At 60.2% G+C, this 15622-nt stretch carries 6 protein-coding genes; 4 read left to right on the forward strand and 2 right to left on the reverse strand.

The genetic code is table 11. The features are described from left to right. Position 1: 1 nt before the first annotated feature. Complete coding sequence (locus tag ACTJI4_RS10255) at positions 2–4870, reverse strand: RHS repeat domain-containing protein (RefSeq protein ID WP_440869291.1); 4869 nt, start codon at positions 4868–4870, stop codon at positions 2–4. A 108-nt stretch (positions 4871–4978) separates the two neighbouring features. Beyond that, the gene (locus ACTJI4_RS10260) at positions 4979–6013 is read right to left on the reverse strand and encodes a hypothetical protein (protein ID WP_440869292.1); all 1035 of its coding nucleotides are present in this window, start codon (positions 6011–6013) and stop codon (positions 4979–4981) included. Positions 6014–6391: 378 nt separating this feature from the next. Here ACTJI4_RS10260 and ACTJI4_RS10265 point away from each other — a divergent pair, with 378 nt between their 5' ends. The 4 genes from ACTJI4_RS10265 (at position 6392) to ACTJI4_RS10280 (ending at position 15602) form a co-directional block, all read left to right on the forward strand. After that, the gene (locus ACTJI4_RS10265; RefSeq protein WP_440869293.1) at positions 6392–7879 is read left to right on the forward strand and encodes a hypothetical protein; all 1488 of its coding nucleotides are present in this window, start codon (positions 6392–6394) and stop codon (positions 7877–7879) included. 26 nt (positions 7880–7905) lie between these two features. After that, positions 7906–10230, forward strand: a complete 2325-nt coding sequence (locus tag ACTJI4_RS10270; RefSeq protein ID WP_440869294.1) for a hypothetical protein — start codon at positions 7906–7908, stop codon at positions 10228–10230. Positions 10231–10307: 77 nt separating this feature from the next. Continuing rightward, positions 10308–12647: a hypothetical protein gene (locus ACTJI4_RS10275; RefSeq protein WP_440869295.1), complete on the forward strand. Its 2340-nt coding sequence runs from the start codon at positions 10308–10310 to the stop codon at positions 12645–12647. Between the two features lie 39 nt (positions 12648–12686). Then, a complete protein-coding gene (locus ACTJI4_RS10280) occupies positions 12687–15602 on the forward strand; it encodes a hypothetical protein (RefSeq protein ID WP_440869296.1) in 2916 nt (971 codons plus the stop codon). Positions 15603–15622 lie beyond the last annotated feature (20 nt).

Raw genomic sequence — 15622 nt, forward strand, 5'->3', positions numbered from 1 at the left:
ATCACATGTACTGGGCAAACGCGGCCAAGCCCGGTGATTGCGGCGAAGCCGACCGCCAGCGGAAGGCGGTGTCCATCGGCAGGGTGGTAAAGAAATCCGCGTTTCGCCGAAGCCGGAGTGGGTTCGCTTTGGTGGGGAGCCGAACGCGTGGGACGTAGTTCTGCGGCGCTGGCGCGCGCGCCCCTACTGCCGTCCAGGGCTGGGATGGCATGGTTCCCGACGGCAATTCCACCGGGCGTATCGCCTTGCTGCCGAGGCTCTGCCCACCTGGAGACCCGCCCAGCTGTGCGCGGGGGATATTGAAGTTGCCGCCTGCATTGAACTTGGCGGCTGCCCCGGCACCCGCCGCTTTCGCCTGCTTGGCCAAGGTGGACGCAGCGGCACTGGCCTTCGACGAGACCATGCCGCCGTAGATGCCCAACCCCATGCCGCCAAGCATGAGAGCCATCTGCAAGTTGGGGTCGGAGACCAGATTGGCGCCTACCTGCATACCGATACTGGCAACCTGCAATGCAACGCCCTTGAGTGATGCCAGGAACACTGGCGAGCTGAGGCCAGCCGTGAACGGCATGGCCACTACCGACGCCACCAGGAAAACGGCCGATATCGCAACGCCGATCCACTTCATCCAACCGCCGCCGCCGCCTTCGGCGGGCTTGGGCTGCTCTACCGGCGGCGGCGGGTAGATATACTCCGGCAGCTCGCGCCGGTGTCCCGATCTGTCGCGGAACGTAACCGGGTTGCCTTCACAGTAGATGTAGGGGTTCAGCCCGCCCATCCCGAACGGACTCTCCGAATCGGGTCGGTTGAAGCGCATCAGGGCGGGGCAGTAGGCGCGGTAGCCACGCCCGAGCAGATACCAGTCGTTGACCTCGCGCATTTCGCCATTGAACCCCAGCAATGCTGCCAGTCCAGCACCGGATTCCCCGTAGGCGGTGTAGGCGGCAGTGGTGACGGTGTTCTGGCGTGCCTCGGCGATCACGCTGCCTATGGCGGTGGTCAACAGCAGCCGGCTCTGCTCGATGTTGTCGTCTGGGATCTGCGCGACCGGCGAATCATTGGCATACAGCAGGTGCGTCACCTTTCCACCCTGTACTTCATGGTTCAGCTGGTAGCCCTGGTAGAAGCGCAGGGTTTCAGCGCCGTCAGCCTCTACCGTGCCTGCCAGTTCGCCATGCCCGTCGTAGTGGTAGGTGGTCTGTTGGCCCGCGGCCACAATGCCAAGCAGCCGACCCAAGGCGTCGTAGTGCAGCTCGCGGCCTTGGGCGTCATTGAGCAGGTTGCCGTCGTCGTCGTAATCCAGCGTTTCGGATGCCGGGTAATCGGGGTGCTGCTCGTGCGTGATTTCCACCAGCTGACAGGCATCGCCGGTTGCATAGTGGTACTCGGCGATATCACGGCTGCCGTCGCCGAACATGGTCAGGCAGCGGGTGACGTTGTCCATCGCGTCATAGGTAAACACCTGCTGGGCGATGGCATTGCCAAAGCGGTCCTGGGGCCGCTGTTCGCCTGTACAGACATGACGCTGCAGCCGGTTGCGCCGGTCGTAGTGGAATTCTTCGTGGAGCAGGCTGTGCCCATCGGTTTCGAGGTGGCGGGTAGCCAGCTGGCTGTCCGCGCGCCACGTCTGGGTGACCGTGAAGTGCCTCCCGCCCACGTTGAGGCTGCGCCCGGTCTCACGATTGAACGTATCGTAGGTCTGGGTGGTGATCAGAATCTGGCCGGTCAGCATGTTCTGCGTGGTCGTCTCCCACGGCCGGCCGAAGACGTCATACGTCATCTCCACCTGAACAGCGCCCTGGGTGGTGCATTTGATACGGCCGTTGGCGTCGTACTGGTGCGTGGTCGTAACCGAGTAAGCGGAGCCAGGTCCACTGTCCTTTCGCTCCAATGGGCGCCCCTCGCGGGACAGCCTATGGGTGCTGAGGTGTTCACCCCCGTTGCTGGTCGTCCAGCGCTCCACGGCGAGTTTGCCGGTCAGGGCATACTCGTACTGGCGCTTGCCCCGCAGGTTTTCCGCGCCGGTGAGCATTCCGCTGTGCGCATCGTATACATAGCTGTCGGCCTTGCCCTGGACCGTGATCGACCTGGGAGCATCGCCCAAGGGGCCCACATAGTCGATGTCGATCATCGTGCCGGAGGGCAGGGTGCGTTTGTTTGGCGAGAGACTGCCTCCGGTGTACTCGAAGGTCTCCGTGCGTCCGCCCACAATGCGTGCGATGACGCGGTCCAGTCCGTCAAAGGTCTGCTCGCCTGCGATCATCTCAGGCAGCGCTGCATTGACCGGATCAACGCGAATACTGACCGGAAGCGCTTCGGTGCTGTGCGCGGCAAAGGCATAGTGCAGAGTGGTTCCGTCGGGCAGGATGGTGGTCACCACCCGCCGCCAGGCGTCGTACGTATAACGGGTCACCCGCTCCGGCATGTCGGACAGCTCATGCGACGCAACGCACTGGCCGAGGCCGTCGTATACCTGTTGAATGGTAAGCACCGGGCGCTCGTCATCGCCCAGGTGCTGCACGATGAACGTCTTTCCAAAGCGGTTGAAGTGTGAGACACGTCGATCACAGATCGCAGGCGGTGTGGCCGCGCTTTCCAGCCAACGGCGCTCCACAGGCCCGTGGGGTCCAAACGGTGAAATCTCGGTGACCTCGCTGACCCCATCCGGGCGGACGGTACGCTTTCGTTCTCCCCAATCGTCGTACTCGTAGCCCGTGGTGAGGGCGCGTACCTCATCCCCGATCCAGTCGACCACGGTCTCCTGTGAGCGTTGGCCCAAGGCATCGTAATGCGCGGTGTAGGTAGGCCGGAACGCGGCCGCAGCCCGGGCCAGCCCGGCAGCCAGCGCCGCATCGACATCCTGGCGCTCCTCATGCACCGCGCGCGAGAGTCCGTCGAACCGGGTGCGGGTTTGGACATTCTGCGCGTCGGTCATGAGCTGCCACGCGGGCCCTGCGTCATTTTCGTTCAAGAGGTGGTACACATAGGTACGGCTGGCTTCGTAGTCTGTCCCTGGCGACACCGTCTCGTTGACCACCCGGTTGAGCGGGTCGTAGGCATAGCGCACCTCCACCCCATCCAGCCCAAGCATCATCACGGTTTGCCCGCTCAGGATGGACTGCTGCTGAACCACAACCTGCTTGGCTCCATCAAAGCCAGTGGTGTGTTCGGTGATCTGCAGGACGTCGGCAGCCAGGTCGGCATTCGGGCCCGCCTGGTACTCGTAGTCAGTGAAGGTGGGCAGGTCGTTGAGCGTCTCGCTCACGGAGCGGGTTCGACCGAGCAGCAGCGCATCGGTTGGATCGCTGAAATACTCGGTGTGCAGACGTTTGAGAACCGGGCCATCAAGCTCGGAAAGTGTTTGCAGCTGCTCGGCGATGAAGGGCCTGCTGTAGCTGCCCGGGATTGGAGGAAGCGTGATGTACTCGATCTCGGTTCGCAGCACTGGCGCGGTACCATGCTCAGCAGGTGCGGGGTGCACGGTCCGGGTACGCAGGTTGCGCAGGAAACCTTCCGGGTCAGGCGGGCACACCCCCGGTTCACCCTCTGCCGGGTAGTAGCTGAAATCCTCGCGCGTGCCGTCGGCGTTGATCTGTACGGTCAGGTTGCCGTGTTCGTCATACTCGGACCGGCTCAGTTCCGTGCGTCGTTTGGTGGAGTCGTCGGTGAGTTCCCAGCTGGTTTCCACGCTCCAGGGGAGCTGACATTGCGCCGGTTGTTCGTCAAAGGACTTGAACCGGTTTTCGGGCAGGTCCGCGTAGTAGGTGTTCACCACCGTCTTCCTGCACGTGGCTTGGGTGGTGGTCTCCCTGGTCATCAGGTGGAAACGGTTGTAGACGCGCTCTACCTTCCGCTGCGCCCTGCCTTCAGCCCAGAGGATCGCGGTGGAGTCGTAGGTGAAGCCTGCATCGGCAATCCGGTACAGGTTATCGAACCCATCATCGGACCAGCTGGAGAGCTCGCCGTAGCCCAGAAAGTTCGTGTTCCCATACTCGTAGTGGACCTCCATGGGAGGCTGCCCGGCACCGGGGTCCACCACATGCCGGGTTACACGGGGTATGGGCGTGTGCGCATTGCCGGGGAACCTGTGCCCTCCATCGAGATACTCGATGGTCTCGTGGGCGCCGGTTGGCGTCCATACCTCGCTCAGTGCGGTGGTCTCTCCCACGGTTTTGTAGGCCAATCGCCAGCAGGCTTTTTCCTGGGTGGGCAGCACTATCTTCTCCACCCGGCCCCCGGAGTTCAGGTGCAGCATGAAGGTTGCCAGCGGTTGACCGTCTGGCCCTTGGCCTGGGTAGAACTGCAGCTCCACTATGTTGGTGGCCTCGTTGCGCCCCACACGTAGCAGTTCCGAGTTGCCATCGCTTACAGTGGAAAGGCGCTCCCTGCCCTGGAAGGTGACGTAGCTCAACTGCACTCCACGCCCATCGGACCCGAGAATCTCTGTGGGCAGCGCGAGCGGCGTACTGCCCCCGAAGACCTTCAGTATCTCGACCATGCCTGACTTGTGCACCACCCGGTAGATGTCGCTGCTCTGCTTGTGAAAGTGGAACGTGGGCAGCTTGCGCTCGGGAATGTTAGGCGTGTCGCCCGTACCGGTGACCTTGAAGGTCTCACCGGTGCCAAGCGACAGCAGGCCGTTCTCCGGAGCGAACTCGGTGAGGTTGATACCCCAGCCAAGGCCAAAGCCCGCGTCGCGGGTGTTCAATGGGTTGAACGCAATGGACAGCTGGAGAGGTGGGCCGGCCAGGGTATGGCTCTTCAGGGCGGGTATTGCCAGTGACACGGTGTACTGCCCAGTGCGTGGGTCCACGCCATGATCCATGTAGCTGCGGAAATTGAATGCGTTCGAATGCACGGACGTGGACATGGCGAGATCCTTGCTGCAGAGCGGTTCGTCTTCACAGAAGTGGGGCCGGGCTTCTTCTGGCGTCATCAATTGCCGGCGGCGGGCTCAGCTCTTTCGCTTCCGTGCCTCTCACGATGCCGGTGGGGCTGGCGAGTTGGTGATTGCCACGCAGGAAAGCGTCTCGCCTATGGGCTTGGCACCATAGCGGTCGTAGCCTACGAGCTTGAGCCCCTTTGCCACGATCTCGCCGGGGGAAAAACCAAGGAACTCGTCGATGTTGATCTGGCTCATCGTGACGGACTTCTCGATGGTCACCAGCTCGATCCAGAAGATGTCGTTCACGTTCGCAACCTTGTCACACGCGTAGGAGTCGGTAAGTAGGATGCGGGTCGCTGACGGAACGTTCTGCAGCTCTATGGACGTCTGCTTGTCTGAGTAGCATGGCGTGAGAGCCGCTTTGAGCATGTAAGTGGCGACTTCCCTGAGTGGCCCGTTCGGCACCGGAAGGGAGCAAGGGATTTTATCCTTGTCCCGGAACGTGATCCTCCCGCCGGGCGTCGTTGATGGCGGGTTGCTCTTCCATATCGATCCGCACACGAACTCCATGTCGCTGTGCAACGCGATAATCGCCATGTTCTTGGGACATTCCATCGTGGCGGTGCGTCTGCTGAGGGAGGCATGACGCCGAAGCTGTTCAGATCGAACGACGAACCGCGCGTCGCTATCCGGATCAACTACCTTGGAGTCAGCGACTTCACCGTGGGCGTTGAAGTCGTACTTGGCGGATGTGGCGACGTGATTGAGATGGGCGTTGTAGTAGAAGTTTCCAGCAAAGGGGCGTTCGTCCGCTACCTCCAGAGCGTGGCCATCAAGCTTGACCCGCCCGCAGGTATAATGGGTGGTGCCGTCAAATGTGTTGCGGAGCTCTCGTACTATCTTGACCAGGACGCGCGAGCCAAGTCTGGGGCATGCCATGATGGCCCCGTCGATCAAACCGAGCTCCACAAAATCATCAATGGTGGCCTGTTCGCCGTCGAAACTGGCGACCGTGCCCTGCCTGTCTCCGATGGCGGTGGCCTGTGCCGACAATCCAAGCGGCGCTGCAGCGACGGTGGCGATCAAAAGTGCGCGAAGAAGACGGGGCGGGTTGAGCAGGATTCGCATGGCTCTACTCCTCAAGGAAGTGCCGTGAGCCACCGTCCGGGCGCCAGGCGCGCCGGATGGTGGTCTGCACATGCATTTCCCCCGCGGGCAGAGCTTAGACGCAGTCGAAATTTTTTTGCAAGCGGATTTTTGCTTCTACAGCGACTTTCACTCCGCCCTAATGTTCGCAGGCATAGCCTGCGCTTCCGGTCCCGGAATCTGGAACATCAGATACGGCCCGGCGCAGTTTAGTCAGCCATGAACCACGGTGCGCCTCGGGGGAGGCCACTACCGGCAGGAGTGAGTGCCGGCAGGGAGTCGGTGTGTGATCGCCAGGCCAGTCGCCTGGCGCGAAACGATGGGTGATGGCTCCGAGCTTGGGATAGCGAGGAGTGAGCCATGTCAGCCGAAACCGCAACGCAGTCTCCGGTGGCGTCATCCGCCAAGCGAACCTGTTCGCTGCAGTCTCATGCTGCGGTGCTTCCCGTGCCGCAGATCCGGCATGCGCATGATCTGTATCTGGATCCGTCGGACATTCCGGAAGCGTGGACCACCGTGGTGGCGCCGCCCTATCCGGGCATGGCAGCCGGCGATGCGGTGAACTTCCACTTCGTGGAGTCTCGTGGCGAAGTGTCCTTGGTGCTGAAGGCTACCGTGCGGGAAAGCGATGTTGGCAAGCCAGTCACCTGGGAACTGGAAACCAACGAGATCTGGCAGGCGTTCATGCTTCAGGTCGACACCTGGTACACGGTCGAACACGTCGGCGCGAGCACGAGTGGCTCCGCTGTCCAGACCCTGATGATCGATACTGTGCCTACTCAACGGCTGCCGGCGCCGAGCGTGGCGGGTCACGATGGGAATGGCATCGATCCCGGCCTTTACCCGGAAGGCGTGTACGTTGTCTTTCCCCTCTACCCTGGAGCCGCCTTAGGGGACACGGTCCTTGTGTACTGGCAGAGCAGGGAAGATGACGGAAGCACGGTGAAGTGGAGGGAGCTCACCGCTGCGGACATCAGCGTCGGGGAGCTGGAGGTGCTTATCGAGCCAGACTGGCTCACTGCCAACATCGGCAGTGAGGTGGAAATCTCCTACCAGTACGCTCGCGAGGGCGCGGCGGAATCCTCCATGGAATCGACGCTCGAGATCCTTGTCCCGGTAGCGCTCGGACCTCCTATCGTCGAGGATGCCGAGGCCGAAGGTGATGGCAGCCAGAACATGGGTTTCCTGATGGCGGCCAAGGCATCCTCCGGGGTGTACATCAAGGTGCCCCCGTCTGACACCGTGGCCGACGCCATTGCCATCGAGGTGCACTGGGTGGGGCACCCGCACGGTGGCCAGCATGTAGCCGAAGCGCCACACAGCGTCGACGAGCCCCTTCGCTTCCGAATCCCGCCCGCAGCGGTAGCTGCCAACATCGGTGGAGAAGGCAAGCGTTTCGAGGTGTTCTTCCGGGTCACGATGCCGGGTGGTCGCAAGCACACGTCCGCGCCGTTCAACCTGTGGATCAAACCTTTGCTCACCAGCGCCTATCACCCGGTGCAGTGCATCCAGGCGCAGGGCAAGCCGGGGCTGTCGATGGCCGACGTGCCTGCGGGAGGGGCCGACCTGCAGGTCAAGAGCTGGCCGTTCAATGCAGCCGGGCAGGCGTTGAGCATCTGGGTAGTAGGCGTCACCACGGGCGGCACGGCGACCGAGCACATGGTTCGCGACGCGGTGCCCGTCACTCAGCAGGAACTGGACGACGCTGCCGTAGGCGGGAAGCTGCCGAAGGAATTCCTGCAGACGCTGAAGGCCAATAGCTCTTTCATGCAGCGCGCTGAAGTTTCTTGCGACGGGGGCGACACAACCATCAGTTTCTCAACCTCCACTGTTATGTGGATGGGCTGACTTCGGCCAAACCTGGAGCGTATGACATGTCTGACACGTCACAGAGCGAGCGAATTCCATCTGAACAGCAGTTGGTTGATTGGCTCAAGGTGAAGCCGCGCACCTTCGGATGGTCGGCGGTCCTGGCCTACGATCGTGTCAGGGCAAACACGCTTCTCTTGCAGGAGTATATAGATCGTCACTCAAGTGAAGAGGATGCGTTTGAGCATATCAGCGGTGAGATGGTCATCTCTGCCGGCAAGCACTGGTCCTACTTCAACGATGTAGTCCTGGATGCACCCAGGCTGTCGTTTGAACGCAGCACCATCAGCAACTCCCTCGCAACGCTGACCCTTCGAATCACGGGCGGGTCACACATGACCGTAGTGCAGGGGGCTAACGGACCCAGGAAGGTAGAGAGGATCGATTGGTATGACCCGCTCCAAGGTCCAAAGCTCATAGTGGGCATTCGGCTCAACGACACCGATGGATCCGTCAGTGAAGATGGTCGCGTCAAACTAAACCTCGCCGCTGGCGTGGACATCCGGCTGACCTTGGGTACCTCCGAGAACGAGCAGGAAGAGGGTGGTAGGTTCTTTCAGCAGATATTTGACAAGTGGCCTGAAAACAAAAAGGTGCTCGTGTTGAATGAACTTGGCCAGGTGGACGGCGCGGAATTTCTCAATCCAGATCAGTTCAGGCTGCGTGGCGTCCCTGCCCCTGGAGCCAACGTGCGGAGATCCAGTACTTACGGTGACGGTGCCGTTACGGTGTTCGTCTCGGCAGTGGGGAGTGAGGTTGGGCTGACACCAGACAACCTCACCGAGATGATGTTCCCCGTTCCTAAAGGGAGGTCGTCCACCGTTTTGATTGGAAACTACTACCTTGTCAAGAATCTCATAGGGGCGAAATGCTGGGATCGTTTTCATGCAAACATGACTTTTGATAATGACAACCCGTTGGCCGCTATTAAATCCGGAACAATCTTGGGCGAGCACTTTACCAAGGTGGATGGCCACTGGTCGCCATTTGTTCCATTTGGCGCACTTCACCTCTTCTCGGATATGCCGCTCTCTGATTCGCCCGGAACAACGGCAAATTTGGCGCTGGATGTGTCCAATGGGACTATCGATATTCGGTGGCAGGGTGAAAATGAAGGTACGAACTTCTGGAGTAAAGTAACTACATCTGATCCAGGTACGGCGACTGATGTAGGGATGAAGTGGAGTTACAAGCGAGTGTACCGTTTTGGCCTGACCGATTCGGGTGCACTAGGGTTGATTGAAATTGCCAACGATTCGGTGACTGATTTCGAACTCTATCCCATGCACGAGCTCGATCCAGTGCTGGATGGTTGGTCAGATGTCATGTTTTATGTGTGCAGCACTCACATTAACAACATTGGAATCGATCAGCTCTCCTGGTTCGTTGACCCAACGGCTGAGTTCAACATGTTTCGTCTGCATGGGTTGCTGTTCCGCAGCAGTGCGGTAGTAGATCTGAAGGCGGCCCATTTCCCTTGTGATCTTGTTGTATTCGGCGATCTCGGGCCTTCTGCCACCGCGTTCGAGCTCGAGCCATTGGAGGATGTCATCGGTGCCGGGGCCAGCATTGCCATGAAAGCGGTGCCGCCACAGGCGGGATTGACATGGCAGGTAGAAGGCGTGACTGGTTTTGAGGGTGACATTGGTTCCATCAGTGAGACGGGTGTGTATCAGGCTCCAACGATGGAAGGCGCGTATCAGCGGTACACGATGGTAAGGATCACCGGAGCGACCGCTACCGCTAGCAGCTCCGCTTTGATGCGAGTTGTGCGTAGTGATGTAGTGCTAAATCCCCTGGTTGTAACGGCCTCGTCCACATCTGGAAAGATTCAGATGGCGGCAGGTTCGGTGGATGGTGGGGAGCTGACTTGGTCATTGAAGAGCGCGACGGGTGCGGAGCTTACGGAAGAGCCGCCGGAAGAAGGCGAGTACGACGACGGCGAACGCTTCTACGTTCCAGGTCCTGGCACGTCTGGGAAGCCCTTCAGTGTCGACGAGGTGACGGTTGTCAATCCCCGCTCCGGCGCCTCGCATACCAGCTATGTCCTCCGGGTCGAGACGGGTGTCAGTGGAAAGGTTTACATCGCCGAGAGTGATCTTCCGGCCAGGAAAGTTCGGTTGGAATTTGACAACAACATGGGGCCGATCAAAAACACGGTTTGGACAGTGATAGCGGGGGGAGGGTCGGTTGATGACGAGGGTGTCTTCACCGCAGATGAAGATCCAGTCCATAAGTTCGCAATCGTCACGGCGTACTTCCTCATCGAGAACGTCGCCGAGCTGACCAACTTCATCATTCTACCGATTCCTTTGGTCGATCTGGGATAGCGAGGCGACGACGCGTCAGGCGTTCGCGGCAATCGCTTGGCTGCGGAGCTGATTCCATTTTCGAAGGAGCCATGGACATGCAAAGCAACTTGGAACTTCTGGGTCTGCCCGATGAACAGGCCGTACTGGATTGGCTGGCTGAAGCACCACGCACCCACGGATGGGATATGTGGATCGCCATTGATCGTTCGACCGTCAACCGTTCGCTTCTACTGGACTATCTCGAGCGGCTCGATACTCACCCGCTTGCGAATTCGATCACGACTGTGGCTGCGACGCAGGAGAACCTACGCTGGGAGCATCTCTATGGCCTCAGGTTTGGTCCTCCGGAACTTTCATTTTCTGAAAGCGTGGTAACCAGTGGTCGGGTTGGTTGGAGCTGCCGAGCCAATGCCGGTGTTCAGTTGACGGTAGATCAACCTGGCGGTGCTTCCAAGCGCATCGTGAAGATTGAGTCCTACAGCCCGCTGCAGGGACCACGGCTCGTTGCGCGAACGACCTTGAAAGAAATTTCTGTTGCGCCGCAGACAGCGGCAGAGGTGTTACTGGATGTTGCGGCCGGTGATGGATATCTGTTTGGCTTTGCTGAGACAGAGGAGGCGCAGCGGGCGGGGGGCGACTGCCTGGAGAAAGAGTTCGGGTCTCTTGCCCCCGGCAGCCACCATGCTGTTATCAGCAGCGTGTCCAACAGCGGCGTGGATTTTCTCTCGCCTGCCGAGATTCGACCACGGGCGTTCATTGCGCCTGGAACAGAAGGTCAGCAAGGCGGTGGCGGAGTGCTGCTCTACGTGGCCTTCAACGGCAGCAAAGTAGGCGCGTTTCCAGGAGATGGAAGTGACTGGCTGTATCCCATTCCTTCGGGCTACAGCACTGCGATGGTCATGAGCAGCTACGCACTGATGACCAACCTGGTTCCTAACAGCCTTGCTGATGGCGCAGTTGGCGCTGAGTTCGAATATGACAACCCTGACAACAACTTCATGCCGGTCAGCACGCTGACGGCCGTGGGGGGGCGGCTGAAATCCATCGAAGTTTCACCAGCCGTTGAGCCCTTCACTGAGGTCAGCTACTCGATTGACCCAGATCTTGCGGACGGAGCCGTTGGCTCTGCCAACTTCCACATTGATCGGGTAAAGGACGGGTTGCTCTTCTCTTGGAAGACCTCGAGCTTTTCCCGCGCAGAGGCGCCGAAGCTACGCACCGCGTCAGCAGATGCGGTCAGCGATGCCGACTACGCGCTGCGAGTTCGGGCGAACTACGGGTTTGCCGCTACTGACGAGGGTAGCATCAAGCTTGCCGACCGCGGTGGAGCTCCCACCTGGGCAACCAGCATCTACCGTCAAGGTGGACTGTTGGCAGCTGAGCATTACCAGCATTTCCCTGCGCTATCTGCGGCGTTGGGTAAAGGCTTGGTGTCGGCGATTGATCAAGCTCTTGGTGGGCAGGGCATTGTCACTCCTCAGTTCGACCTGCTGCGGAACGCAGGGCTGTACTTTCCGGGGAGTCTGCGCCTGCATGGCGAGGCCGCTCACTTGCCCGGAGAGCTCGTTGTGTTCGGAAAGGTCGGCAGCAAGGTAGGCTCGTTTCAAGTGCATCCATCCGAGTATCGCGTCCTGGGCGGGGGGACGGTACAGTTTGGGGTAACACCCGCGCACGATGGTGTGGAATGGTCCGTAGCGCTCGTTGACGGCTTCGTGGGCGGTAGTGGCACAATCTCAGCAACAGGCGAGTACACCGCACCGGATAGTGGCAGCATCGAAGGTTCCTTCACGCTTGTGACGATTACGGGGTCGAAGGGCGAAAGGAAGAGCTCCGCTCTTGTCGCCGTAGTAAAGCAGGATGTTGTCGTAAATCCCCTCGTCTTCAGTACATGGCCGAACGGCGGGGAAACGCGTGTTGCTGGCGGCTGCATTGATGCAGGCACGCTTGAATGGGAGGTCCGTTCCGTCACCGGCGCAACGCTTGAGAAGCCGTCGATGGACGGGGTGACGCTGTTCGACGCCAATGATCGACTCTACATCCCTGGGCCGTCCACAGGCGATCGATTCTATAGTGTCGATGAGATCGTTGCGCGTAATCCCAGGACAGGAGAATCCCAAGCGACTTCGGCACTGGTGATCGAGAAGGTGCTCAGTGCTGAAATTGTCGCGCGCGAAGGCGGGACGGTGCCGGCAAATCAGGTCCAGTTTGACTTCAGGGGAAGCCTTGGGCCTATCGATGGCGCTGAATGGGCGGTGGCAATTGGCGCGGGATCAATTGACAACAATGGTCTCTACACGATGGATCCTTCATCGCCACACGGATTCGCAGTCATTACCGCGTCACTCTCCCAGCCACCGGTGGCGGAATTGTTCAACTATCTGATAGTTCCCATTCCGTTGATTGACCTGAAAGAGATGAAGCGGATTCTTGTTTGAGGATGATGTCGAGGATCACCTGCATCAGGAGAAAAGACCGTGTCCACCAACTCCCTCCAAGAACTGCTCAAGAGGCTGGAAACCTACCCGATAACGCTTGGCTGGGGCGCGGTGTTCGCCTTCAGTCGGCAGCGGGTAAATCGCATGCTGGAGCAGCAGTTTACCGCCGCGTTCACTGCCGATCGTTTCATCGCCCCGTGCAGTGGGGTTGTAGGGCCGGGGCTGGCAACCCTCACTTCCATCGTATTTGGTGCGCCGGTGTTGTCATTTGAGATCGCCAGCGTCGATAAGGCCGCCGCCAAGCTCACCATTCCGTTACTGGCGGGCACTTACCAGGAGGAGGAAACCTCAGAAGGACGCCCGCTCAGTCGTGTATCCGGCAGATCCTTGCGGCTGGACTCTGGCGCAACGCTGACATTGGATATCGATCTTCATGGGGTCGGCAGCGACAGCGATCACACCGGTCGCATCACCATCGATCTGGGCGATGCCAGCAACCCGCGGTGCAACCTTTCAGATGATCCGTCCATGCAGGAAGCCATCGGCCGTTTCCTGCTTGATTACCTTCATGAGCAGCCAAAGCACCAGACCACGTACGTGCTGGGCCTGGTGGATGCGGGAAACTATGCTCCGCTTAATCCGGTGCGGTTCGCAATCCGAACCCAGGCCGCCCCCGGTGCCAAGATGCCCGGCGCGCGCAACGCCGGTGATGGCGCCGTGCTGGTGTTCATGAAGCTGCAGGGCTACGACGACGACGAAACCGACCTGCCCGACGCCGACTACCCTTACCTCATCCCGGACGACAGCTCTGGCGGAGTGCCGTTGTACACGGCATCGCTGTTTGTATCGCGATGGTTGTCGCACTTCGTCAACGATACCAATCTGGATGTGTTGAAGAACAGCATGTTGCCGGCCGGCTATGCGTTCGTGGAATCCACTGGCGGTCGCTACACGCCCAACGACACGGCAATCTTCGGGGACCTTGCCGCGACCCGGACCAACATCCTGATTGAGCCCGCGATCGCCGATCTGGAAAGCATGAACGCACTCGACTTCAAGGCACTGCGAGGTGATGGCTCAGTCGTCAGCGGCGTGAAGTGGGCGAGCGGCTGTCTCAACAACCCCGTATTGAAGGGTGAGATGTCGCAGGAAGGTCGCTTCAGCGCCACCAACTATCCGTTCCGGGCGCCGCCTGTCCTGATGACAACCGTCACCGCGACATACACGGAGAATGGGCAGGATACGCAGGCTACCGCGCTAGTGCTGGTTCGGGTTTTTCCATTGGCCGTGGACTCGCTGGTCTCCAGTTCCGGCCCGGGTGGAAGCGCCATCGCGCTGACGGCGCGGGGGCAAAATACTCTCGATCTGGAATGGGCACTGCTTGATCCCAAGCTGGGTTCAGTGGAGGCAGACGACCAGGTAAGTAAGGCGACCTATACGCCGCCGCCGACGGGTGGCGCGCCGCTTGTGGCCCAGCGGATGCAGATCTTGAATGTGGCTTCGCAGGACAGCGCAGCGGCTGTGGTGATGCTGGAATCGGCGGGCACCGAGATGTTCGCCGTTGAGCCGCCGTTTGTGGGCAACGTATTGAGCGAGTCGGAGATTGCTTTCGAGGTGCCCGAGCAGGCAGTAAGGGAGCTGCTGCGAAATGCCGGCGATCAGGCGGAGGATGACGTGTTCTGGCGCTGGTCGGTCGTAGGTGAGGGAACCGTTGTTGGCGATGGCCGCACGGCACGCTTTTCACCGCCGCGACAGCGCGCGTCCCACAGTTCGATGAGCGTGCTGGTCTGCGAGTTGATCGGGCCCGAAGTCGGGCACGTGCACGGATACGCTGTGGTCCAGTTGACGTCCATGTCTGCGGCAGAAGCGCCCAACTGGGAGGCAATCGATGCATTCGACCTCACTACCCCGGATGGCGAGCAGGCCTTCGCCAACGGCATGCAGCAGATCCGCGTGCGGATAAAGATCGAGACCAAACCGGTCACGATTGACGGCGTGGACCATTACATCCCGATCAGCCCGGTTGAAGAGGCCAGCATCAGGCTGGTACGACATTCCGATAACACGGATGTGCCTTTCGTCGACCCGACCCAGGATGGAATAGAGCACGACGATACGCGCCAGTGGATGGCAAGCATCAGGCGGAATCGCTTCAACTTCTTCAATCCAGCTGCCCGAGAGGAGCCTGCACCCGCCAACTACGATGGCGTTACGTACATCGACCTCTACGTCCACATGAAAACCGATGAAACCCAGGAGTTCTACGCGGTTTTCGAATCGCACAAGGGCGAAACCATCAGCTCTCGCGTGCACGGAGACGATGTGTTCGATACCGTCAGCATCAAGTGTGTGCCGCCGCCCGCCGTAGGCCTGGAAGATTACACGTTCGAGCGTGACCGCATCTGGTACGAAGGCGGGCAGCCGGACGAGAACGATGACTTCAGCTACATCCCTCGCTCACTCGACTTCTGGACGCTTGCCTATCGCAGGTCCGGATTCGACCCGGCCGGCTTCGCCACGCTGAGGATAGAGCGCAACAGCTCCAGCATCCAGTGGGAGAGCGAGCTGCTGGATGAAACCTACTTCAGCTATCTGTCCTGGATCTTCAGCCCCAAGCACCGTCAGTCGCCGCCAGCGCCCAAGGAACTCTCGCACGATCCGTATCTCGCCGCGCTGTTCCACGAAGTAGGGCATGCCCCCCCCAGCACCGACCTCCACCAGACCCCGCCACAGCCTGGCGAGCTGGTCGTCGCCCTGCGCCGCCTGGACGACATGACCTACTGGTACGACGGGCAGGCCCATGACAACAAGGCCAAGCTGTTCCGCAGGCGTCTCGATCCGCCAGTGCTCTACAAGATGCTGGACGAGAACGGTAACCGGCACGACCTGCAGATCGGTTTCCAGAACCCCTCCATGGACGGCAGCCGCAACACGCTGCTCCTGATCCTCCAATAGCTCCAGTAGCAAGGGAGTAG

Origin of the sequence: Stenotrophomonas sp. 22385 (assembly GCF_052045085.1) — a bacterium.
GTDB lineage: Bacteria > Pseudomonadota > Gammaproteobacteria > Xanthomonadales > Xanthomonadaceae > Stenotrophomonas.